Source organism: Bacteroides sp. An279, from assembly GCF_002159615.1.
GTDB classification, from domain to species: domain Bacteria; phylum Bacteroidota; class Bacteroidia; order Bacteroidales; family Bacteroidaceae; genus Phocaeicola; species Phocaeicola intestinalis.
Genome location: NZ_NFJA01000055.1, coordinates 1 through 25204, shown reverse-complemented (window position 1 = coordinate 25204; position 25204 = coordinate 1). Strand labels below are relative to the sequence as shown.

At 45.5% G+C, this 25204-nt stretch carries 18 protein-coding genes; 9 read left to right on the top strand and 9 right to left on the bottom strand.

The genetic code is table 11. From position 1 onward, the window contains the following. The first annotated feature begins 350 nt into the window (after nt 1-350). From B5F78_RS10615 to hisB, 8 genes are all read left to right on the top strand, one after another. Nucleotides 351-959, top strand: a complete 609-nt coding sequence (locus B5F78_RS10615) for an HU family DNA-binding protein (protein ID WP_087406671.1) — start codon at nt 351-353, stop codon at nt 957-959. A gap of 125 nt (nt 960-1084) precedes the next feature. Then, complete coding sequence (locus tag B5F78_RS10610) at nt 1085-2827, top strand: glutamine--tRNA ligase/YqeY domain fusion protein (RefSeq protein WP_087406670.1); 1743 nt, start codon at nt 1085-1087, stop codon at nt 2825-2827. Nucleotides 2828-2960: 133 nt separating this feature from the next. Then, the gene (locus B5F78_RS10605) at nt 2961-4424 is read left to right on the top strand and encodes a tetratricopeptide repeat protein (RefSeq protein ID WP_022041198.1); all 1464 of its coding nucleotides are present in this window, start codon (nt 2961-2963) and stop codon (nt 4422-4424) included. Between the two features lie 25 nt (nt 4425-4449). Continuing rightward, nucleotides 4450-4668, top strand: a complete 219-nt coding sequence (locus tag B5F78_RS17245) for a hypothetical protein (RefSeq protein ID WP_162608529.1) — start codon at nt 4450-4452, stop codon at nt 4666-4668. Nucleotides 4669-4893: 225 nt separating this feature from the next. Then, a complete protein-coding gene (hisG, locus tag B5F78_RS10600; RefSeq protein ID WP_087211149.1) occupies nt 4894-5745 on the top strand; it encodes an ATP phosphoribosyltransferase in 852 nt (283 codons plus the stop codon). A gap of 451 nt (nt 5746-6196) precedes the next feature. Further along, complete coding sequence (gene hisD, locus B5F78_RS10595) at nt 6197-7471, top strand: histidinol dehydrogenase (RefSeq protein WP_087211152.1); 1275 nt, start codon at nt 6197-6199, stop codon at nt 7469-7471. Nucleotides 7472-7506: 35 nt separating this feature from the next. Next, nucleotides 7507-8559 carry a histidinol-phosphate transaminase gene (gene hisC, locus B5F78_RS10590; RefSeq protein WP_022041194.1) on the top strand — a complete coding sequence of 351 codons (1053 nt, stop codon included), beginning with the start codon at nt 7507-7509 and terminating at the stop codon, nt 8557-8559. Beyond that, nucleotides 8556-9680 (top strand): bifunctional histidinol-phosphatase/imidazoleglycerol-phosphate dehydratase HisB, encoded by a 1125-nt coding sequence (gene hisB / locus B5F78_RS10585; protein WP_087211155.1) that lies wholly within the window; start codon nt 8556-8558, stop codon nt 9678-9680. Before hisC ends, hisB begins: the two co-directional genes overlap by 4 nt. A gap of 81 nt (nt 9681-9761) precedes the next feature. On the opposite strand, the gene B5F78_RS10580 is transcribed toward hisB, so the two are convergent. The 5 genes from B5F78_RS10580 to B5F78_RS10560 all read right to left on the bottom strand — a co-directional run bounded on the left by B5F78_RS10580 (nt 9762) and on the right by B5F78_RS10560 (nt 17224). After that, complete coding sequence (locus B5F78_RS10580) at nt 9762-10856, bottom strand: TlpA disulfide reductase family protein (protein ID WP_087406669.1); 1095 nt, start codon at nt 10854-10856, stop codon at nt 9762-9764. 181 nt (nt 10857-11037) lie between these two features. Next, complete coding sequence (locus tag B5F78_RS10575; protein WP_022041191.1) at nt 11038-11760, bottom strand: AbgT family transporter; 723 nt, start codon at nt 11758-11760, stop codon at nt 11038-11040. Further along, entirely contained in the window at nt 11750-12472 is a 723-nt protein-coding gene (locus B5F78_RS10570) for a DUF5932 domain-containing protein (RefSeq protein ID WP_022041190.1), read from the bottom strand. The genes B5F78_RS10575 and B5F78_RS10570 overlap by 11 nt, the downstream gene beginning before the upstream one ends. Before the next feature lie 59 nt (nt 12473-12531). Then, nucleotides 12532-16953, bottom strand: a complete 4422-nt coding sequence (locus B5F78_RS10565) for a DUF5113 domain-containing protein (RefSeq protein WP_239473460.1) — start codon at nt 16951-16953, stop codon at nt 12532-12534. A gap of 94 nt (nt 16954-17047) precedes the next feature. Next, a complete protein-coding gene (locus B5F78_RS10560) occupies nt 17048-17224 on the bottom strand; it encodes a hypothetical protein (protein WP_022041188.1) in 177 nt (58 codons plus the stop codon). 219 nt (nt 17225-17443) lie between these two features. On the opposite strand from B5F78_RS10560, the gene B5F78_RS10555 reads away from it, so the two are divergent. Beyond that, a complete protein-coding gene (locus B5F78_RS10555) occupies nt 17444-18346 on the top strand; it encodes a cation diffusion facilitator family transporter (protein WP_022041187.1) in 903 nt (300 codons plus the stop codon). A gap of 476 nt (nt 18347-18822) precedes the next feature. Here B5F78_RS10555 and B5F78_RS10550 read toward each other — a convergent pair whose 3' ends face one another. The 4 genes from B5F78_RS10550 to B5F78_RS17240 form a co-directional block, all read right to left on the bottom strand. Continuing rightward, nucleotides 18823-19716: an Rpn family recombination-promoting nuclease/putative transposase gene (locus B5F78_RS10550; protein WP_087406668.1), complete on the bottom strand. Its 894-nt coding sequence runs from the start codon at nt 19714-19716 to the stop codon at nt 18823-18825. A 188-nt stretch (nt 19717-19904) separates the two neighbouring features. Continuing rightward, on the bottom strand, nt 19905-21569 hold the full coding sequence (locus B5F78_RS10545) for a RagB/SusD family nutrient uptake outer membrane protein (protein WP_087406667.1): 1665 nt from the start codon (nt 21567-21569) through the stop codon (nt 19905-19907). 20 nt (nt 21570-21589) lie between these two features. Next, on the bottom strand, nt 21590-24604 hold the full coding sequence (locus B5F78_RS10540; protein ID WP_022041184.1) for a SusC/RagA family TonB-linked outer membrane protein: 3015 nt from the start codon (nt 24602-24604) through the stop codon (nt 21590-21592). Between the two features lie 417 nt (nt 24605-25021). Next, a partial coding sequence (locus B5F78_RS17240; protein ID WP_204502796.1) for a hypothetical protein occupies nt 25022-25204 on the bottom strand: 183 nt, incomplete at its 5' end.

Genomic DNA, 25204 nt, shown 5'->3' with positions numbered 1-25204 from the left:
TTTCGTGTGTGCTTTGGGCGATTTTTTGGTCCTTTCCGCTCCTGTTCTTCGTCAGATAGCCCGCTATCTTCCTCATCACAGAAGCGAAAATGCCTCAAAAACTCATCCCTAATCATCGCACGATAAATTCAAAACAGCTTCTAAATTCGCATTTTCTCCCCCAAACATTTGCTTTCGCATTTGGATTGTATTATCTTTACAGACGTTTCAGTTCTATATTCCATGGGCTGGAACGTATATTCCACGCCTTGGAACGTATATTCCACGCCATGGAACGTACATTCCGCGCCGTGGAACGTAAAACAGATATTGCCGGAATCAGATTATAAACCTTAATATATCATATTATCATGGATGCTCTTTATGATTTCTTGCCTGTGCCTTCTGCCAATGCGGAAGACACCACACCACGCCTTTACCCTAAAATCGTGTCGAGAGGGACGGTTACGTTCGAGAAGCTGACCGAACAAATCGCCAACCATTCGGGACTGACCAAGGGGACCATCCTTGCCGTGATGGACGAAATAGAATATTGGACCGCACAATACTTGTCGGACGGATACCGGGTGCAGATAGGGAACATCGGCACGGCTTCGGTCTCGCTCAAAGCCAACACGGAGGTGTACGACCCCTCGGACGTACATGCCCAGTCTATCCGGTTCGCCAAAGTAAGGCTCACGGCTTCGAAGAAATTCACCAAGCAATGCCAGGGAAACGTGCTCCGTGCGCCTGCCGGAAAGAAAATCTTACGGAATCCCAAGGTGCATTCGGAAGAAGAAAGGCTGCAGCTCCTCCAGTCGTATCTGGAAAGCCACGCCTATATCACCCTGAAAGCATACGGCGAACTGGCAGGACTGCCCAAGACCACCGCCTGGCGCGACCTGAACAAGTGGACGGAAGCACACCTTATCGGCATCGAAGGACGCGCGCCGCACCGGGTGTATGTGAAGCTTCCGTAAGACCTGAGCTGCCCCTACCGTCCCGTGCACCATAGAAGCATCACGCATTTTATTCTTTACATTTTTCTATTTAGAAAAAGAATCACTATTTTTGCAACCGATAAGTGTAAAAACAAAAAAGCGCTATGACTGAAATGAATGCAACGGAAAGTTCAGAAAAGAAAAGCCTGAACTTCATCGAACAAATTGTGGAGAAAGACTTGAAAGAAGGCAAGAACGGGGGAAAAGTACAGACCCGGTTCCCGCCCGAACCGAACGGATACTTACACATCGGCCATGCCAAAGCCATCTGCATGGACTTCGGCATCGCCAAGAAATACGGAGGCGTATGCAACCTGCGCTTCGATGATACCAACCCCACGAAGGAAGACGTGGAATACGTAGAATCTATCAAGGAAGACATCCAGTGGCTGGGATTCCAATGGGGAAATGAATATTATGCGTCCGATTACTTCCAGCAATTGTGGGACTTCGCCATCCGCCTCATCAAGGAAGGGAAAGCGTATGTGGACGAACAGACCTCGGAAGAGATAGCGGCGCAAAAGGGTACGCCGACCCAGCCGGGAACGGAAAGCCCGTACCGCAACCGCCCCGTGGAAGAAAGCCTCGACCTGTTCCAGAAGATGAACGCCGGCGAGATAGAGGAAGGCAAGATGGTGCTCCGTGCCAAGATTGACATGGCAAGCCCGAACATGCACTTCCGCGACCCGATTATCTACCGTGTGGTGAAGACCCCGCACCACCGCACAGGTGATACATGGAAGGCATACCCGATGTATGACTTCGCCCACGGGCAAAGCGATTATTTCGAAGGGGTGACCCACTCGCTCTGCACGCTGGAGTTTGTGCCCCACCGCCCCTTGTACGATTTGTTTGTAGACTGGGTGAAAGAAGGCAAGGACCTGGACGACAACCGCCCGCGCCAGTACGAGTTCAACAAGCTGAACCTGAGTTACATCCTGCTGAGCAAGCGCAACCTCTTGATTCTGGTGAAAGAAGGGCTGGTAAACGGATGGGACGACCCCCGTATGCCGACCCTGTGCGGATTCCGCCGGAGAGGATATTCGCCCGAATCCATCCATAAGTTTGTGGACAAAATCGGATATACCACCTATGACGCGCTGAACGATTTCGCCCTGCTGGAAAGCGCGGTACGCGAAGACCTCAACGCCCGTGCCACCCGTGTGTCGGCGGTGCTGAATCCGGTGAAGCTCATCCTGACCAACTATCCCGAAGGGCAGGTAGAGGAAATGGAGGCCGTCAACAATCCTGAAGACCCGAATTCGCCCGTCCATACCATCGAGTTCAGCCGTGAACTCTGGATAGAGCGCGAAGACTTTATGGAGAACGCGCCGAAGAAATACTTCCGCATGACGCCGGGACAGGAAGTGCGCCTGAAGAACGCGTACATCGTGAAATGTACCGGATGCAAGAAAGACGAAGACGGAAATGTCATCGAGGTATATGCCGAATACGACCCGCATACCAAGAGCGGCATGCCCGAAGCCAACCGCAAGGTGAAAGGCACCCTGCACTGGGTGAGCTGCAACCATTGCCTGAAAGCGGAAGTGCGCCTGTACGACCGCTTATGGAAAGTGGAGAACCCGCGCGACGCTATGGCGGCTATCCGCGAAGAAAAGAACTGCTCGGCACTGGAAGCCATGAAAGAGATGATCAATCCCGACTCGCTGAATATACTGCAAGAATGCTACGTAGAGAAATTCCTCGCCGACAGCAAGCCGCTCGATTACCTCCAGTTCCAGCGTATCGGCTATTTCACACCCGACAAAGATTCAACTCCAGACCATCTGGTGTTCAACCGCACTGTATCGCTCAAGGATACCTGGAGCAAAATCAGCCGGAAATGACCAATATATAAGTGCTCTTTATCCACAAATGCCATAAAAAAACAAGTATCTTGCATCCCCGATGCACTTGTCGGGCATTTGTGTACCAGGAGCACTTGTTTACCCTGCTAATTCATAAACAAAAGACTAATCCATGAAAGAAGATCCATCCTCTATTTTTAACCAACCGGACTTCAAGGAAACCCTTGCCAAATACGAAAACATGGTACGCGAAGGCACACGCACCTATTTCGACGCCGATGACCTGACACTCATTGCCGAATATTATGCCAGCAAAGGAAATCCATATGCCTCGGACAAAGCCATCGACTATGCCTTGTCCCTCTATCCCGAAAATCAGGACGTGCTTGTCTTCAAATGCCACTCCCTGCTTAGCGGCCGGAATACAGACGAAGCGGATCTGCTGATTCATAACCTCCCCTATCAAAACGATTACGATACCCAGCTGCTCTATGCCGAACTATACCTGCAAAAAAACGACATGAGCCAGACACAGGCAACACTGAACAAACTCTATGAAGATTATCCGCACATCGACACTATACTCGATATCGCACAGCTGTACACCGATTATCAGCAAAAAAAATATGCTTACCCATGGATACAAAAAGCCTTGAATGAAAATCCGGATAATCTGGAAGCCCTGGAACTTATGGGACTGTACCAGTTTGAAATCCAACACTACGACCAGGCCCTCCAATGCTTCAACGCCATTCTGGACGAAGAACCCTATGACGTGAACAGCTGGCAAAACCTTGCCCGCTGCTATGCCCAGACCAAGGAATATGACAAGATGTTCGAAGCCATTGATTTTGCCATGGTAGCAGACGAGACAAACCTTACCACCTGGAAACTGAAAGTCGATTGCCATTTGATGCTGGAACAACTGCACGAAGCAATTCCCTGCCTTGAATACATCGAAAAGCACGTCCGGGAAAAAGAACCGATATGGTACATACTGGCATCCATTTATTTCGACTTGCTGGACTATGACAAGATGAAACAATATACCCAACTTATTCTTGACCACCGCATTACAGCAAGCGAAATTGTAGACATGGCAGAAATCTGCTACAAACACGCGTTAGCATGCTTGCGCACCAAAGAAATAACAGCATGTTACGAAACCATTGAATTGGGATTGCAATACAACGACAAATACCATCAGTTCTACCTGCTGAAAGGAGAATTATCCCTACTCTACAACGACACAAGCTCTGCCAAGAAATCTTTTAAAAAGGCCGAAGCCTACAGCTACAACATCCAGGATACATGGTTTGATATCGGTGTTATCTACTTTCAGGCATTTCACTTTAAAGAAGCCCTGGAAGCATTCAAAAAGATAGAAAAACACGATTATCAGGACTCGTTTAAAATAAGCTATCTTATCTCATATTGCTATTACCGTCTTGGAAAAATAGAAAAAGCACTCCACTATATGATACGGGGAGCTGTCTTTACCTCCAAACAACAGCTCACAGAGAGGCTCAAGACCATGCAAGAGCTGGACACTAATTTTTCTGAAATGGCATGGCACATTTACGAACTGATTCAAAACAAGGAATTAGATCCTTCTCCTTACTTGGGCGAATTATAAGAAGCTGTTTTGAATTTATCGTGCGATGATTTGGGATGAGTTTTTGAGGCATTTTCGCTTCTGCGATGAGGAAGATAGCGGGCTATCTGACGAAGAACAGGAGCGAAAAAGACCAAAAAATCGCCCAAAGCACACACGAAAACGGATACATCAAGCCAAGAAAAACTTTTTGGAGAAATTCAAAACAGCTTCTAAATACGCCCACAAAAAGGAAAAGTTGAAAGTAAAAGAACTTTTTTCCTGATAAATATTTGGATATTACACGCAAACACTTTACATTTGCAAACGAAAGAAAAAAAACAAGAGAACAAATATGAGAAATTACACAACACATCGCCACCATCATTACCTGACGTAAATATACGGTAGGCTGAAGGTCGTGTAATTTGATTATTATAAGATAAAAAAGGCTTGCCGTAAATACGGTAAGCCTTTTTGCTTTTTGAAACAACTAAAAAACAGAAATAACATGCTAAGAATTGCCGTACAATCCAAAGGTCGTTTATTCGACGACACCATGGCTCTGCTTTCCGAAGCAGACATTAAAATCTCTACATCGAAACGGACATTGCTCACCCAAGCCAGCAATTTCCCAGTCGAAGTTTTATTCCTGCGCGATGATGACATTCCGCAAACCATAGCCAGCGGAGTGGCAGACATAGGCATTGTAGGCGAAAACGAATTTGTAGAACGCAACGAAAAAGCAGACATCATCTATCGTCTCGGATTCAGTAAATGCCGTCTCTCACTAGCCATACACAAAGAAGAAAATTATCAAGGGCTATCGTGGTTTAACGGCAAGAAAATTGCCACTTCGTACCCGGGGATACTACGCAACTTCCTCGAACGCAACGGTATCCAGGCAGACATCCACGTTATAACCGGCTCTGTAGAGATAGCTCCAGGTATCGGACTGGCAGATGCCATCTTCGATATTGTCAGTTCCGGCTCCACACTTATCAGCAACAACCTGAAAGAAGTGGAAGTAGTAATGAAAAGCGAAGCCGTACTAATCGGTTATCCCGGACTCTCGCCCGAAAAGAAAACCATTCTTGACGAACTTCTCTTCCGCATCGAAGCCGTAAAAGCAGCTGAAGACAAAAAATATGTACTGATGAATGCCCCTACCGACAAACTGCAGGAAATCATCGAAGTATTGCCTGGAGTGAAAAGCCCCACCATCATGCCGCTGGCTACAGAAGGATGGAGCAGTGTACATACAGTACTCGACCAAAAATGCTTTTGGGAAATTATCGGTAAGCTGAAAGCGCTAGGCGCACAAGGCATACTGGTTATCCCGATAGAAAAAATGATATTATAAAACGCCCTTCAAAACGAAGATATATTCATGCGAATCAGGAGTTAAACGTAGTTATATTCCATAGGAGTTATCACTTCGTTCAAGAGTTAAAGGCCAATAGTCCTGCTTCTGAAAACAGTGCAAGAGGTATTGGCATCTAGCTTCCAGCCCACCAAGTGGGCAATAACTCCATCTAACTCCCTTTTAACTCCTGACTGGCATGATTCATAAGCCATTTCAGTTAACTGCTGCAGTCCACGAAGATAACTGAAACGGCAAAGTAATATATCTTTAATTGAATATCCGCAATGAGCCAATGTAGGGGTGGGGGTCGCCCGCCCGTATGCGCCTGCGTGGATGTATTCGGGCAGGCAAACCCTGCCCCTACAAGTTAATCGGCAAGATGCGGACATTCATATATCTTTATTTTGCGCATCATTATTATTAACAAACACTTAACTTCAAAACGCTTATGAACATCATACGTTATCCGGAACGTTCCGAATGGAAAGAGATACTGAAACGTTCGGCACTCCATACCGAAGACATACGCGATGCAGTAAACACCATCATCAATAAAGTACGCACCGAAGGAGACCGCGCCATCATCGCATACGAAGAACAATTCGACAAAGTAAAACTTGAATCGCTCGCCGTAGACGAAACCGAATTTAAAGAAGCAGAAAACATGATTGCACCCGAACTGAAAGAAGCCATCCGGCAAGCTTCAGCCAACATCCGTACCTTTCATGCAGCCCAGCGTTTCGAAAGCAAAAAAATAGAAACCACACCGGGCGTGACCTGCTGGCAAAAAGCTGTAGCCATTGAAAAAGTAGGACTATATGTACCTGGCGGTACAGCCCCCCTCTTCTCTACCGTACTGATGCTTGCCATCCCCGCCCAAATAGCCGGCTGCAAGGAAATCGTACTCTGCTCCCCTCCCGGACAAAAAGGGAAAATACACCCAGCCATCCTTTACGCAGCACGCATGGCAGGTGTAAAAAAAGTATTCAAAGCGGGAGGCGTACAAGCCATAGCAGCCATGGCTTACGGTACAGAAAGCATTCCCAAAGTATACAAGATATTCGGTCCGGGAAATCAATACGTAACCGTAGCCAAACAACAGGTGTCCCTGCGTGAGGTAGCCATCGATATGCCTGCAGGTCCATCGGAAGTAGCCGTACTTGCCGACGGAACTGCCAGCCCGGTATATGTTGCTTCCGACCTGCTGTCTCAAGCCGAACACGGTGCCGATAGCCAAGCCATCCTCATCACCACATCGGAACAGTTGCTGGAAAAGACAAAAGCAGAAGTAGAGCGCCAGCTCGCCACGCTTCCCCGCAAAGCATTAACCGAACTTTCGCTCCGTTCCAGCAAACTGATTCTGGTAAAAGACCTGGCAGAAGCCATTGACATGGTAAACGAATACGCTCCCGAACACCTGATTATCGAGACCCAAAATTACAGAGATGTGGCAGAACAGATAGTCAATGCCGGCTCGGTATTCATGGGGCCGTATGCTCCGGAAAGTGCCGGCGACTATGCGTCAGGTACCAACCATACCTTACCTACCAACGGCTATGCCAAGGCATATAGCGGAGTCAGCCTGGATAGCTTTATCCGTAAAATCACCTTCCAGGAAATCACGAAAGAAGGAATACGGCGCTTAGGACCTGCCATCCAAATACTGGCAGCCAATGAACAGCTGGATGCACATAAAAATGCCGTTACCGTACGGCTCGACTGAATAAACCTGAAAACAAACCGTAAAACCGTGAACGAATGAAACCGTTACAAGAACTGACACGCCCCAATATATGGGCACTGAAACCTTACTCTTCTGCCCGTGATGAATACAGCGGAAAAAGCGCTTCGGTATTTCTCGATGCCAACGAAAATCCTTATAACATACCCAACAACCGTTACCCTGACCCGTTGCAACGGGAACTGAAAGGACTGATTTCCCCTGTGAAGAAAGTAGCTCCCGAACAAATCTTCCTGGGCAATGGAAGCGATGAAGCTATTGATTTGGCATTCCGTGCCTTCTGCAGACCGGGCATAGACAATGTAGTTGCCATACACCCTACGTATGGCATGTACCAGGTATGTGCAGACATCAATGATGTAGAATACCGGAAAGTACTGCTGGATGAGAAGTTCCAGTTCAAAGCAGCAGACTTGCTCAACGCTTCAGACAACAATACCAAGCTGATATTCCTCTGCTCGCCCAATAATCCGACCGGAAATAACCTCGACTCCAAGGAAATCATTACCTTGCTCAATGAATTCCAAGGCATTGTCATCGTAGACGAGGCATACGCCGACTTTTCCGACCAGCCGTCATTCACAGGTATCCTTGACGAATATCCCAATCTGATTATCCTGCAGACTTTCTCGAAAGCATGGGGGTGCGCTGCCATCCGGTTGGGAATGGCATTCGCCTCACCGGAAATCATCGGCATCTTTACGAAAATAAAATACCCTTACAACATCAACCGACTTACCCAGCAGGAGGCCATCAGCATGATGCAACGTCATTATGAGGTACAACGCTGGGTAAATTCGGTACTGGAAGAACGCACACGATTAATGAAAGCATTTGCACAACTGCCGTGCTGCAAACGTATATTCCCGACTGATGCCAACTTCTTCCTGACACGTGTAACCCATGCCAAAGCCATTTACGACTATCTGGTAGGACAAGGCATCATCGTACGGAACCGTTCGAATGTTACACTTTGCGAAGATTGCCTGCGCATTACCATCGGCACACGCCCGGAAAACGACAAGTTACTGGAAGCATTACGAAACTATAGCACATCTGATACGAAATGAAAAAGAAAGTCCTTTTTATAGACCGTGACGGAACACTCGTTATCGAACCACCTGTCGATTACCAGCTCGACGCTTTCGAAAAGCTGGAATTTTATCCTTATGTGTTCCGCAACCTGCATTTCATCCGGACAAGACTGGATTTTGAGTTTGTCATGGTAACTAATCAAGACGGATTGGGGACAAGTTCCTTTCCCGAAGAAACCTTCTGGCCCGTACATAACCTCATACTGAAAACTTTTGCCAATGAAGGCATTACCTTCGACCGCATCTGTATCGACCGCTCTTTCCCTGAAGAAAATGCCCCTACCCGAAAGCCTCGTACGGGTATGCTGACCGATTTTCTGGACAATGACACATACGACCTTGCCGGCAGTTTTGTAATAGGCGACCGTGTTACGGATGTAGAACTGGCAAAAAACCTAGGATGCCGGGCTATCTTATTACAACCGGATATGTCAATGATAAAAGAGGCTGACCTGAAAAAGACCTGTGTCCTTGCCACTACCGATTGGAACAAAATTGCAGAATTTCTTTTTGCCGGAGAACGTACTGCAGAAGTGCGTCGCACTACCAAGGAAACAGATATCCACATCTGCATGAATCTGGACGGGAATGGTACATGCCACATACAAACCGGATTAGGCTTCTTCAATCACATGCTGGAACAGATAGCCAAACACGGAGGAATCGACTTGGACATTGATGTAAAAGGAGATTTGGAGGTAGATGAGCATCACACCATCGAAGATACGGCAATAGCATTGGGCGAATGCTTAAACCAAGCCTTGGGGAACAAACGTGGTATCGAACGATACGGCTATTGCCTACCGATGGACGATTGTCTGTGCCGGGTAGCACTCGATTTCGGAGGACGCTCCTGGCTAGTATGGAATGCCTCGTTCCACCGGGAAAAGATAGGCGATATGCCTACCGAAATGTTCTTGCATTTTTTCAAGTCGTTAAGCGATGCCGCCCGGATGAACCTGAACATCTGTGCTGAAGGTGAAAATGAACACCATAAGATAGAAGGTATCTTCAAAGCTTTTGCCCGAAGCCTGAAAATGGCTATCCGCCGGGATATCTATCACTTCGAAATACCATCAAGCAAAGGAACATTGTAAATAATCCCCCATAAAACACGCCGAGGGTACATCTAAAACAGATGCACCCTCGGGTGTTTATTTTATATCAGATAAATTATATTATTTCAATAATTCAGCCAGCTTGGCAGCAATGTCTTCACCACGCAAGTCACGCGCAATGATATTTCCTTCCTGATCTACCAATACTGTAGCAGGGATAGCACGTACACCATACAATTTGGCACCCTCGCATTCCCAAGCTTTCAGGTCAGACATCTGCGGCCATGTAATATTCAAATCTTTAATCGCTTTCTTCCATGCTTCTGCATCACGGTCAAGAGATACACCTACGATACCAAAACCTTTGGCACTGTACTTTTTATAAGCAGCTACGACATTCGGCATTTCAGCACGACAAGGACCACACCAGCTTGCCCAAAAATCAATCAGTGTATATTTATTCTTGCCAATGAAGTCAGACAATTTTACACTTTCTCCTTCCGGAGTATTCATGGTGAAATCTACAAACTTCTGACCTACAGCAGTCTTAGCCAAAGTAGCCAAGTGCTCTTTCAGCTGAGCGACACCTTCGTTATTGGCAGCAATAGAAGCAGGAATCTGATCTACCAACGGCTGGATACGTTCTGACGGGAACGAGCTTGAAAAACGAGTCAACAGCTGTACACCTGCCACATTGGTGATATTCGAAGAAATTGTATTATAAATAATTTCACGGCTTAAGCTATCTTTCACATTAAGCTGTTCTTCGGCTTCCTTACGTTGTTCTTCACTCAATGAATCATTTTGAGTCTGCTCATACAACGCACGCATTTCTTTATTGATTGCATAAAACTCTTCAATGAACTTCTGGTAAGCATCGTTACATACAGTACCTGATACCTTCGACAGTTCATTATTCAATTCCATCGTAATAGTTCCTGCTTCGAGGAATACCGGGGAACTCATACCTTTCGGAGCATAGGATACGATACGGCTTGCAGCAATCGTATCAGCATCTCCCTTGAACTGGAAAGCCCCACCTTTAACTACTGCAGAATCGAGGTTAACCATCTGTCCATCCACAAAATTCTGCAAATACACCATCTCACCATCAGCTACATCTGCAATAGTACCGTTAATTGTGTAACCCGGCTTGTTCTGACAAGAAGCAAACGCCAACATACCGGCGGTTGCCATCCACAAAAATGTTTTCATATCTTATGATTATTATAAAATTTTTTTCGCTGAGCAAATATACGCTTTTTCTTTGACAAAACGAGACACGCCTCTTTTTTTTACATTTTTTAATTTCTCAAATATCATCACACTTCTCTTTTCAATCTTATCATATTCTTTCTTTTTTGCCCGCTTTTGTTGTAAAAAGCCAGAAACCACATCATCTGTTGTCCCTGTCTCTTGCAGGCTTATTCCCCGAAAAAAACAACATGCCCAATGCACATACGGTATAACAGATGCGAAATGCTACAGGACTTATCCCTAACAAGGCATCAAGCCCTGTATAGTGTAAAGAGGCAAAAAACTGCACTACGAAAAACAATGTAATAAAATAGCCCGAAAAATAAACAAAGCCATACGACAGACCTCGTACCAAATCACGGTCGGTACGGTACATATCGATTGCAAAGCCATACACCATAGCCATCATCCCTACCATTACCGACAATAAACTGGTAAATCCCTCGGCCAATGGAGAGTTTCTTAACCCACCTGTTATACTTCGCACAACACCCCACGGTCCCCATGCCAATACAATACCGATAAACAAACATATGGCTCCCGCTACGATACTCCATCCCAATGCCCGCTTTTCTTTACGGGTACACTTTCCACGTTTCTGCAACAAGCGTAATCCAAGTGCCCCCAATCCTGAATGCATCCACAACCCTGCACCGAATGCCAGCACCAGCAAATGTCCCAGCAAAGGAGCATGCAGAAACCCAGGCACACTATTACGTAATTGCCAGCGGAAACCTTCGGCGCTGAGCAGGCTCTGTATGCCTTCCCAGCCGTAAATGCTTCCTACCCACGATAAAAACGCTGCCAGCAACGTAAGTAAGAAGAACACAGTAGCCGGATGCAAAAAATACCTATTCGTCATCAGGCTCCAGGTTATCAATATCCAAAATACGTAATTCGAAAGCACGGGTCACCAGTCGGCAGGCATTGACACCGGTACGCTCGTCAGGACGGAAGAGACGGCTTATCAAGTCATTCTGACGTTTCTCAATGGATTTTACCCCGAAAGGCATCCCTTTCAGATTCGTTATCATTTCTTTAGTATACCCCAATGCCAAGTGACGGAGCAAACGTTCGTCATACTCGTCAATATCATAATCAATCAAAGCTTCCTGCCTGCGTTGTTCGACAAGCACCGATTGTTTGAAACGTTCCACAATCTTCTCCAAAATAGGATAATTGAAAACCAATTTCTTACCTGCCATAACTGCGTCTACATCAGTAGCGGTCAGTAATTCACCGGTCTTCAATATGATGCCGTCGGCACCAGCGTTCAAGGCATCTACCCATAACCTTTCGTTCAGCACCTCTCCAGTGAATATCAGAACCTTCAGTCCTGGACGCTCCTTATGCAGACGGGCACAGATAGATACACCGATAGTGGTGGAGCCTCCCAGACCCAAGTCAAGCAAAACCAAATCCGGCGTCTGTTGATCAAGTAAATCCCAAAACTCAGCCTCAGTCATTGCAGTTCCAATCACTTCAGCATTCGGTATCTCATGACGGAAGATTTCTTCCGTACCTTTCAATTCTAATTTCACATCCTCAACAATAATGACTTTAAACTTTTCCATAATTATAATGTGATAATTTGATAATGTGCTAATGGGTTAATATCAATAGATTTCCTGTGTTATACCTTATTTGTTTTTTGCGGAATGGTAAACCATACCGTATATCCTCCTCCCTCTTCGGGACATGCATTGATACGACAGCCCCGCCTGCCCGCAAACTCATCGTGGTCACGTATAATCTGCTTGCACACCAGAAATTCGGTCCCGACCAGTTTATTACCACTTCCGGCATACATCCTCGAAAGTGAGGGATAAAACAAACCATTCAATTCTTCTTGCGTAAACGTGCGACGCCTGTCGGTAAAACAAAACCGGACAAATCCATTATCCAATTGTGCTGATACCGTAATCGTACCAGATTCCGGATAACGCAATACTTCATTTACCAGATTCTCGAACAGAAACTCCAACAGGACACTGTCGCCCGAGACCGCCAGTCCTTCAGGCATCTGAGTTTCCAGCATAAGCTGAAAAGGCAATTTACGGGTAACCTTCCGGAAATAGCGGTCCAGTCTTTCATTCAAGTATTCTACACGGACTTCAGCACGACGAAAAGTCACCTCATCCAATTGGCGGGCAGCACACGAACTGAGCAAGGTAAAAATATCCTTATAATAATTTACCAGCTCATCCACAGTCTGCAACTGCTCTTGTTCTTCCGTTTCCGGAAGCACATCCTTTTCATTCAACCGGTCGATTATCTGCTTGATGCGGTTGGGATAATAAATAGTCTCGTGCTTGATAGTAGACAAGCAGTTGTCGAGTACCATATTCTGTACGTGAAGCATATTTTCCTCGTGAGACACCCTGCGGGCATCATCCTGAGCCAACTCAATGTCAGTATATTTTTCGCGCACCCGCACCACTGCATTATACAATACGGCCGCCAGATAATCTACCACCAGCTCTACCAACAACACATCTTCCTCGTTCAGCCTTTGCTGCATGACCTGCAGCGCAAACACTCCCATATGATGGATTTCACCACCCACTTCTACCCGAAGCGGCAAAGCCATCCATCCCGATGCTTCACCATACACCACAGCCTGCTTGTCGAAACACCGCTGCATCAATGTGCGTGCCTCATCAGCATCGGTATGAAAAGAGAAATACCAACGCAATGCAGCCGTTTCTTCATCGAAAAGCGCCAGTCCCAAAGCTGAAACAGGGAAAAGTTCATTCAACTCATCAATCAGCCTGGAAAACAATACCTCAGACATAATTTCACCGTCTCCATTAAGCCGGACCGATGAAACAATCCCCTGGTTTATGACAAACACTTGCTCCATATTGTAACGGTAATGCACCCTCTTCCGCCAGTACAGCAAATAATACCCCACCAGACAAGCGACAACAAGCAATACCAACAATACCAAAGCAATGATTTTATTATTGGCAGACTGACGCATCTGCACACAATACTGCTCCAGCGAACGGTCTTTGCTGATTTGCTTGTATAGCGAAGTATAAGCCAGGTTATTATAATAATAAGTAGGAAAATCTTTCACAGCCAAAGCGGCTACAGCTGACTCGTTGCGCACATCCAGCAAAATGTAATAATCGGTATCAAAATCCTTCTCCAGCCAGCTTTGCTCTGCCAGCACGTTATCATTGCGATACAGCTGCAACAACGGAGCATCGCATCCCGAATAGCACAAATAATGCATATTGAGGTAACGGAGCACACTGTCCGCATAAACCAATGCATCGGCATAACAACCTTCCACATTACACTCGTAAACCTGATTGGCATAATCATTTGCTATTGCCAGCAGACTATCGTACGAAGCCACCTGGCCAGGAGCCTGGACCTCATCAGAAACATGCCTGCCGCAACTGGTTCCGGCACATGCCACCAATACGATCCCTATGAGACACAATGCCCGTTTCACCCCTTTGGGCAAACGAAAATAAAAGCGGCTTCCCTTGCCCGGTGTGCTTTCAATGGCAAAACAGCACACGCTAAACAAGGCATTGGTCTTCCGGTATTTTTCAATAATGCCTTTACAATTCATCAATCCGAATCCGTGCCCTTTCTGGCTGCGCAATGATTGCACATCACCCGCCGTAGCCAGTCCGATATGACCCGAATCGTAAACCTTCTCACCCAAAATACAGTTCACATCTTCTGCCGTCAATCCAGGTCCGTTGTCCGAAACCGATATTTCCACATACGCATCAGTTTCATCCGCCCTCAGTTCCACATGCCCTCCTTCAGGCGTATATTTACGCGCATTTTCGGCCAGCGTATTAATCATGAACAAAGTCAGGGCACGATCAGCCTTTACCACGGCACTGGTAGAACAAATATCCAGGGTCTGCCGTTTCATTTCAAACGACCGCCTGCCCTTCCCTATCATTTCGAACAATTCATTCAAGGAGAAATTCTCGATGTTCAAGCTGACTATCCCTTGGCGCATCTTAATCCAAAGGGCAAGAATATCATTGTACTCGTTGATACGAGTTATCAATTCATCAATATAAACATATTTCCCCCTCTTTACTGCCTCCTGACGGGCATAGGGAGCCAGCCTCAACTTACGCACTTCATTGACCACACGGTCGATATAAGGTAAAATGCCGGTCACGATAGCCAGACAAGCTTTCTTCACCACATTTTCCTTCTTGTTTTCTGTCAGATGTTGCTGGTGGATATATTGCTCTTTTTCCACCTTGCGGCGCTCGTCATCAAGCGAAACCAGATTAGCCCCATTGACCAATGTCCATGCCAGGTAAGGCGAAACCAATTGCAACAAAGCTTTTCCTTCCTTATGCAAGGGATGCTTCAAAGCCATCCAGACACATCCGATAACCCTTTCGTCCTCGGAAGAAATCAAATCGAAACGAAAACCTGTTGTTCCCTCTGGCAACAGAAACGGCAATGTATCGGACAATACCCCCGTATCTTCATCCTTCAGGCAAATCTGTATGTCCACGGCACCGAATATATGGAAGAAATCTTCCCGTACAGTCTGTTGAACCGCATCGACTACCTCTTTCATGTCTCCTGCCGAAGCCGGTACAGCCGATATGATTTTCCGGCACAATTCAAACACCTGTTTCAAGACAGACAGATACAGCCGGTTCCGTTTTTTCCAACGCCGGTTCAACATGACAAACAGACCTATCAGCATTCCCAGTCCAAGCAATACCAGAAAGAGCAATGCATTGAGCTGTTTCTCTTCACGCTCTAAAGCAGCATAACGGCTTTCCAGTAACTTATCCTGCCGGGTATAGTCCAGCAAGTCCAGGTAAATATTCCGGTTATAGTCTGATTGCTGCTTCATCCCCATTGCCGAATACGTACGGCTCAGCTGTTCGCGCAGACGCAGAATCCACTCCGGAACGGTCTTAATGCCCTCATCAGCTATCCATTTCAATTCAATGGGACGTCCACTGCCTGGAATATACGTGCGGAGGCGGTCAAAGGTATCGGTACAATGATAAAACCTTTCATGATGCAAGTTAACATATTGCAAAGCTGTATCCAGATTGGGCAAAGCCTTCTCAGGACAACCCATATAATTATAATAGGTAGCCAAAGTGCGGTAAGTCCCCGAAATCTGATACCAGTCACCGTATTGCTTGAACAAATCCAAAGCCTGACGCGCATACGCAAGCGGAAGGCTGTCAAGAGGCAGGTCGCGGTCGTTTACCAGACGTAACATATCCCGGCTGTTGCGAGACAATATCTCACGGTTCCGCCGGAAATTCAACAATTCGGCCAATGCCTGCAACGCGTTTGCCTCAAAATAAACATAACCTCTCGCCCGGCTAGTCATCAGACAATTGACCAAATACCCCAACTCTCCCGCAAGCAACTTCTCGCGTGTAGGAGCTTCATACATACCGCCTGACCCCCGCATATAAACATAATACAACCATTGCGCCGTATCTTTCCGGATAGCATCCACATCTATAGCATCTATAGCCTGCAAAGATGCCTCTTGCTGCTGAAGGTAATAAAAGTAAATACCTGAAACAATATAAAACTCGGATATGGCATAGTTCAGGCGAAGCCTGGTATGTGCGTCGGTAATCTGCTTCTCGTCTTCACGGATGCGCTTCATCCTGCGAAGTGCACTGCTCCGGTAATCATAAAACTCTTTATTCATAGCCGTGCGCTGGCAAATCTTCATCATTCCCACATCAGCTATCAGGAACTCGATTTCATTATCACCTTCTCCAAGCGCCTGACGGTACAGCCGGGAAGCATGTTCGAAATCCATCCGCATAAAAGCACAGAAAGCCTCACTATTCAATGCCTCGGCACGCAGGTCAGAGTTGCCAGCCGCCAGCCGAAACGCTTCCCGTGCAGCCTGCGCCGATGCATCCAGGTCGCGGTAACGCATGGCATAAGCCGTCCGGTTCAGCGAATCCGCCCGCAAATAAGCATCCGTTCGTCCCGTGTGCCTGCCACATGCCAGGCATACCCCTAAAAACACCATCCATAACCAAACCGCACCGTGTAATGTCCGCATAATCCCTCCCTGCATGACAATGAAAAAAGAGGTCATACCATCAGGTACATAAAAACCAAATGGTACAACCTCTTAGCTCCAGTCGAAAGAATTGTTATTTTTTAGATTCCTCTAAAGATACTTTTCTAAATTCTTTCAATGCCTTTTCCAATTCCAACGAAGCTTTGCGAGCACGCGTACCTGCAGCCTTATTTCCTTTTGAAGCCTGCAATTCGGCATCTGCAATCAAAACTTCATTCAATTCTTTGATTTTTGCAATTAATTCGTTCATAGCTTTTTCTATTTTGACCTTAAACATTTTCAAAGTAAATATAAATAACCCAATGTATAGCAGTTCGCTCCTTCTTTTTTACATTATTTAGTATTTCCGGTTCCATTCTATTGCAACCAAGTTGCAAAAACACAAATTGAATACAAAATCCGGACTTTCAAGTATTGGCTAACCTGAAGATTACGTTTACCTTTGCAGCAACATAAAATAACAAGAATCATGTCACATCAACACGTACACGAACACAACCATACGCTGACATCGCTCAACTCGATATTCATCGTATGCATCGTCATCAATCTGCTCTTTGTCGTCATCGAAGCCGGTGCAGGCTTCATCTTCAATTCACTGGGACTGCTGTCCGATGCCGGACACAACCTGAGCGATGTGTTCAGCCTGCTGCTGTCACTTTTCGCTTTCCGCATGTCAAAACACCGCAGCACCGAACATTTTACTTATGGGTACAAAAAAAGTACGGTGCTAGTATCACTGCTCAACGCCATCATCCTGCTGATTGCCGTAGGCGCCATTATTATCGAAAGCATTTACAAGCTGAAAACTCCCGAACACGTATCAGGCGCAGCTGTATCATGGACGGCAGGCATCGGCATCATTGTAAACGGCGTAACAGCTTGGCTCCTGATGAAAAACCAGAAGCACGACCTAAATGTGCGGGGAGCTTTCCTTCACATGGCAATGGACACCTTGGTTTCAGTAGGCGTGGTCATATCCGGCATCATCATCATGTTGACCGGATTTGTACTCATTGATACCTTCATCAGTTTAGCCATCGCCCTCTTGATACTGGTTTCTACCTGGAAATTATTGAAAGAAAGTCTTTTCCTTTCCTTAGACGCCGTACCCGAAAGCATTGACCTGCAAGAAGTGAGGAAACACATCGCCGAAGTACCTGGCGTGGAAAGCTTCCACCATTTCCACGTATGGGCGATGAGCACTACCGAAAATGCTGCCACCATCCACATCGTGTTAAAAGACCTGACCCAAATGGAAACCGTAAAACATGCTGTAAAAGAAGAACTGTGCGAACATGGCATTCAGCACAGCACCGTAGAATGCGAATCTCCCGGAAGCCATTGCAACGATTCGTGCTGCTGCCGGTAAACATACATTATGACTGATGATAATTCTCTTAGGGATTATCCACTATTTATAATAAATAGTACTGATCCGTATTGTAGGGGCGTATCGCATACGCCCTGAAAACATCCACGTGGATTAGTTGGCGCATTCGGGCGTATGCAATACGCCCCTACATGGGATGTTTGCGGATATTCAAATAAATTTAACGAAGCATTATGATTAGTTTATATAATGCGAATCAGGAGTTAAACGTAGTTATGCTTCACAGGAGTTATCACTTCGTTCAGGAGTTAAAGGCCAATAGCCTTGCTTCTGAAACCGGCGCAAAAAGGTAGTGGCATCTGACTCCTAGCCCGCCAAGTGGGCGATAACTTCCTATAACTCCCTTTTAACTCCTAATTGGCATTTATATAATGAAAATTCACCACAGAGTATTACAGGTAAATCTCATTTTGCAGTGAAAGTTTCCGTATCCTCTGTGGTAAAATGATGTAGGATTATAATTCTTCTATTTCTCCATGTGTAAGCCCCGTACATTGGATTATGTCTTTTACGGAAAGTCCCATTTCTTTCATTCTTTTAGCAACTTCTTTTGCTTTCATTTTCTCTCCTTCAGCTCTTCCTTTAGCTTTTCCTTCTTTGAATCCTTCTGTATGTCCTTCGTCCCAGCCTGTCTTAATAACACTGCGTTGGTAGCGCAGGGCTTCCATATCCCGGTAATAGGCACGCTTTTCTGCATCGGGTAGCGTGTCGATACGAAGCCGTTCTCTTGCTTCCGGGAGTCCTTTTGCAGTAGCTTCTTTATCTATTTCTCCGGTTTTGAGAAATTTAATCCATTCATCAAGAGGAGTCTTTGCTACTTTATCGAAATCATTTACGCGCAACACATAATATTCAGGAAAGATATCTTTTGCATCTTTGCCTGTAAAAATTTCTTGCTGCCGGGCGGATAATTTTAGAAAGTTGTCTGAATCGTGTAAACCACGGAAGATTATTTCCCCATGATATGCATAGTCCTTGCTTTTAATCATGCTGAAATAAACAATATTGATGGAATAGATTTTGCATATCTTGTTATAATCTATTTCCTCATCAGTGTATCGCGATAGGATGTCAGAAGCCCCATAAAGCATTTGGTGATAATAATATAGTTCGCGATAGTTTTGGATTTTAATGACAAGCAGCCTCCCTTTGCTGTCTTCTACCAAGATATCGGCGCGGTTGAATTTGTCCGTTTCATCTATTTGGTTTGATTCACTTTCCAAAAAGCGGGAGATGCGCAAATCTTCTTCCAATAAAGTTGACAAGAATCCTTCAAGCACGACATAATTGCTTTTGTCGCGCAATAACCTTTTCATCGCCCAGTCGAAACGTATAAAATTATCTTTCATATTCAGATGTTTATGGCTTGATGCAAAGATAGGGATTAATTTTATTTAGGACAAGAACAGTTTGGATTTTCTGCTTGGGAGAGACCGCATGAAAAATAAAAAAACCTTGTATTGCCCTATCGTCCTCCCGACGACAGGTTGCAATGCAAGGTTTTGACTTATTAGAAATATTAAAAATGAATGTCCATTTAGTATCCGGCGTTCTGTTCCCAGTTGGTGTTGGCATTAAGCACATCAAGACTCAACGGCCATAAGCGGTATCTTGGATCATTGGCGCTCGGATTAAAGTCGTTTTTGAACCCCCAGTCGCGTTCGAAATCACCAAAGCGGATTAGGTCATTACGGCGCCAGTGTTCATCCAGAAATTCGCGACCACGTTCGTCCAGGATGTCTTGCAGGCTGGGGTCACCAACGATTTGAGGAGCATTGACATACGCACGGATTTGATTAAACAAGCTCATCGGTGTATCACCGTTGGTCGCTGTCCCGCCACGTACGATGGCTTCGCATTTCATCAGCAGCACATCCGCATAACGGAATACAGGTACGTCGTTGCTTTGGTTACGGCTATAGGTGTTATAATCTGTAGCATTCGGGAAGAACTTGATGGAGCGATATCCTTGTGTCCATCCGGTCATGTCGTTACCCACATTGAGATCTCCATCCGGGACGATAGGAGGATCAGCTGTTGGGTCAGACTTTAAGGTAATGGATTTGGTGAAAGTCACATCCACTCCTCCATATGTATTGCGAACATCAGTCGGTTCGCCGGTAGCATTGTTGTATTGGTAAACATCAAAAGTTTCCATATCAATGTTCTCACCTACATTACCGGCTATGACATCGTTGCGGCGGTCACCTGGAAGGTTGAATAGTTCTACAAATTCCGGTGTCAACGTCATATTACCTCCTAATGAATTAGTAAGAGGAATGCTATAGAATCCGTTTTCACTTTGTCCACGGCGCCATGTGCGGAAACGGGCGTATGTCATTCCTTGTGCTGTAGAGGCATCGAACGGCATCACATAAATGAAATCTTTTATCTGATAGCCGTTATTATACATAAACTTGGTTTTGTAGTCATCGCTTAAATCAAAGTATCCGGAAGCGATGATACGGTCGCAGGCAGCAATACAATCGTTTAACTTTTCATTAGTGGCGTTTGGATCCCAGCTTGAACTGGTTACGTCCTGTGTATAAACATTCCAGTTGATATATAATTTGGCAAGTAATGCATCTACCATCCAGCGAGTCGGTTTACCGTAGGTAGAAGCATCGACGTTTTCATAACAATTGTCACGTACGGCAAGCAGTTCCGATTCAATCCAACGGGCTACATCAGCACGCGGAGAACGGTCTATGCGTTCATCATCTGCCAGCAGATGGTCGAGAATAGGCGTGTCTCCCCAGTGCTCCATCATCATAAATGTGTAAAAAGCACGAGCTGCACGTACAGGAGCTACTTCAGGGACATCCTCGCCTCCCAAATCAAAAATGACCCGGTTGCAATTGGTGATACCCGTCTGCAAATCGCTGTACACATTCAATTGGTTTGCCGAATTAGTCGGGTCAATCATATGTAACGAGAAGTTTGCCATGTCACGACCGTTCAAGTAGTCACTATCGAAACTGACCGCGGTGTATTCATCCGAATTACAGGATACGCCTTCATCATAACGGCGTCCGATAGCTGCACGAAATGCATAGAAAGCATTGTTCATAGTGGCTTCTATGGCAATCTCCGAGTCAGGCAGTTCTGTATATTGGGATTTGATGTCTACGTCAAGGTCGGTACACCCAACGCTTGTCAGTGCCAATAAGGCACCCGAAAAAAATATATGTCTTGTTTTCATAAAAGTCTTTTTTTGTTAATTTAGAAATTTACGTTTATTCCTACAAGGAACGTGCGGGTACGCGGATAGTTGGTATTTCTCCAGTCCATGCCGGGAGTCAATCCGCCAAGGTTTACTTCTGGGTCGACACCGCTATAACCGGTGATAGTAAAGACATTGTTGCACGTAGCATACAGACGCAGGTTGTTCACCCAGTTGCCAATCTTGCCGAAGTTGTAACCCAGTGTCAATGTAGACAAACGAAGGTACGAACCGTTTTCCAAATAACGATCAGAAGGAGCTTGTGCCCGTGAATCATGTGGATTTTGTTCGGTTGCGACTTCTGCCAGTACATTTTTCCCAGCAGCCACCAGACCCACTTGGCTGTAATAGCAACGGGTAGAATTGAAAATCTTGTTCCCTGCTACCCCCTGGAAGAATGCGGTCAGTGTCCAGTTTTTCCATGTCAAGTCATTGTTCCATCCGTAGGTGATTTTAGGTTGTGCCGAACCAGCCATACGACGATCGCTATCATCAGGTGCATCTGTTACACCTACCAGATTTCCGTTTTCGTCATAGTCATTAAATATAGAACCACCGTTTTCATCATATCCTGCCCATTCCCACAAGTAGAATTGTCCGATAGGTGCACCCTCCATGATGCGTTGTACATTGGTGCTGGAATAACCACCTACGTCCGGATTCGCTTGGTCAATGTAGTTCACCGAGTAGGTTTCGTTAGAAAGCTTTTCTACTACGTTCTTGTTGTGCGAAAGGTTGAGGGTAGTACTCCATGTAAAGTCTTTAGTTTGTACCGGTACTGCATTCAAGGTTATTTCAATACCTTTGTTGCTGATATCGCCTACATTGGCAGTCATTACACCGTATGAATAGCGGTTAGTAGAAACCGGATAGTCGTAAATCAAGTCACTGGTTTTCTTGCTGTAGTACTCGATGGTACCGGTCAGGCGGTTGTTGAAAAAACCAAAGTCCAGACCTACATTAAACATACCGGTGCTTTCCCATTTCAAATCTGGGTTCGAGTTACGGGTTGCCCCTAAGATGCGGTAATCGGATTCAGTACCGTTGGCATCTACATAAGTAAACCATCCGGTGTGTCCGTATACCTGACGGGCATAGAAGGCATCGAAACCTAATGAGTTACCGCTCACACCATAACCGATACGGAATTTCAAGTCATCGAATATGTCTTGGTCTTTCATGAAGTCTTCTTCTATGATGCGCCATGCGGCAGATACCGAAGGAAACGTACCCCAACGATTGTTAACACCGAAAGCCGAAGAACCGTCTCGGCGTACAGTAGCTTGCAGCAAGTATTTGCTTTTATAACTGTAGTTGGCACGTCCGTAGAATGAAATCATACGCAGGGTGGCAAGATTGTTGCTGATAACATCGTTGATGTCAATGTTGTTTGCCATACCCATGTTGTAATAACCCAGGTCATCACTGTAGAAGTTATATACTCTCAGTCCGAAACCATCGTTGTTGTCAGACTGTTCCCATGAGTATCCTAACATTACGCCCACCTTGTGTGCGTCGTTGAATGTATGGTTCCAGTTCAGATAAGTTTCCATCTGTTTGCGGATGTTTTCTACCGTGCTACGGTCTGCTTGTCCGTTTCGGGCTGCTACGCTGGGCAATTGAGTCTTGCTGCTGTTGTAATTGCTGTAGATATACTGTTGGTTTTGATAAGAGAGATTTAAATTCCAGTCCAGACCGTCTATGATATGGAAAGTGGCTTTGGCCACACCTTGCAGCAATTTTTCTTTAGTATCGTAACGGTCTTCATTGACCATCGACATCGGGTTGTAGTTTTGTGAAATGGATGTATTACTGTACCAAGAGTCATCGGCATTCTTAACAGGAACCAATGGGCTGTAATAATACATGGCATCCAGAACACTTTGTCCTTGTGAGCCGGTAGGACCGGTAGAACTGTTACGGATGCTGGCATTCAGACTCAGCGAGATGTCCAACCGGTTGTTGAATGCTTTGGTTTGCAGGAAAGAACGTGCGGTCAGGCGGTCCATGTTAGTACCTCTTACTACGCCTTGGCGTTCGAGAAAGTTGAGAGAAGCATTATAACTGGTTTTTTCATTACCCCCGTTGATAGACACATTATGGTTGTGGCTGAATCCGGTACGAAGCACTTCATCTTGCCAGTTGGTATTGGCTGGGTTACTTGCATCATAATAAGCCGAAATATCTATGTCGTTTGCATTGGCATATGTCAGCAGTTCGTTGGCATCCATCATATCTACGGTTTTCATCGTCTTGTCCCATGCTACATATCCGCTGTAACTTACGTTGGTACGTCCATCCTTATTGCCTTTCTTGGTGGTGACGATGATTACGCCGTTGGCAGCTTTCGAACCATAGATGGCGGTAGCCGAAGCGTCACGCAAGACATCGATGCTTTCAATGTCTTCTGGAGCTACCAATGAAAGGCTTACACCGGGCACACCGTCTATAACGTAATAAGGTTCCATTGCCTCGCCTGTACGAAGTGTAGAGGCGCCACGCAAAGAGATAGAAGCCGAACCGTTCGGGTCGCTGGTGTTGGCGATAGTCAGACCGGGTACTTTTCCTTGCAGCAATTGTGCCGGAGTGGTGTAGACACCCACATTCAGGTCTTCAGCCTTTACGGTTGTGATGGAGCTGGTCACATCTTTGCGTTCCATTGAACCGTAACCGATGACTACCACTTCGTCCAGCAACTGGCTGTCTTCGTTCATCGTAACATTGATGACGTTTGATTCTACTTTCACTTCTTGTGTCTGATATCCGATGTAAGAGAATACCAGTGTCTTTCCTTTTTCTACTTTAACTGAATATTTACCATCAATGTCGGTAACATTGCCATTTGTAGTACCTTTTTCTACTACACTTACCCCAATCAGCGGCATACCGGATTTATCGGTAACTGTTCCGGTTACTGCACTTTGGGCAAATGCATACGTACTTACCAATAAGAAAACAGCCAAGGAGAAGAGTTTCCTCAGCACATGTTTGTTTGTAATAAGTTTGCTTTGCATAAGTTGTTTGTTTATTAGGGTTTAAATTCGTTGCAAAAGTAAAATAGCGGTTTTGCAGGGGTGTTTCACCGATATTTCATTTGTGCGTTAAACTTGTTACAAACTTGTTAAACCGGGAGGATGGAAAGGTGTTGAATTAATCCAAGAATAATGTTATGGGCATCATAATCAAATTCCAAAAGCCATTAAAATAATTGGTATTTCTGATTGGATTGGATTATATTATCAATCCAGGCATCATCCTTTTATGGTTTCCATATCAAAACCGTACGTTCTCCAATTGAAAACCGTACGTTCTCGATATGGAAACCGTACGGTTTTGATATGGAGAACATAAAAAGAAGACAGCTTGAAACAGATACTGAACCTTTCAATCATACATTGACCCGTATCTGCCAAGCAAACTTATCGGAGAAATTAAGAAGCTGTTTTGAATTTCTCCAAAAAGTTTTTCTTGGCTTGATGTATCTGTTTTCGTGTGTGCTTTGGGTGATTTTTTGGTCCTTTTCGCTCCTGTTCTTCGTCAGATAGCCCGCTATCTTCCTCATCACAGAAGCGAAAATGCCTCAAAAACTCATCCCAAATCATCGCACGATAAAT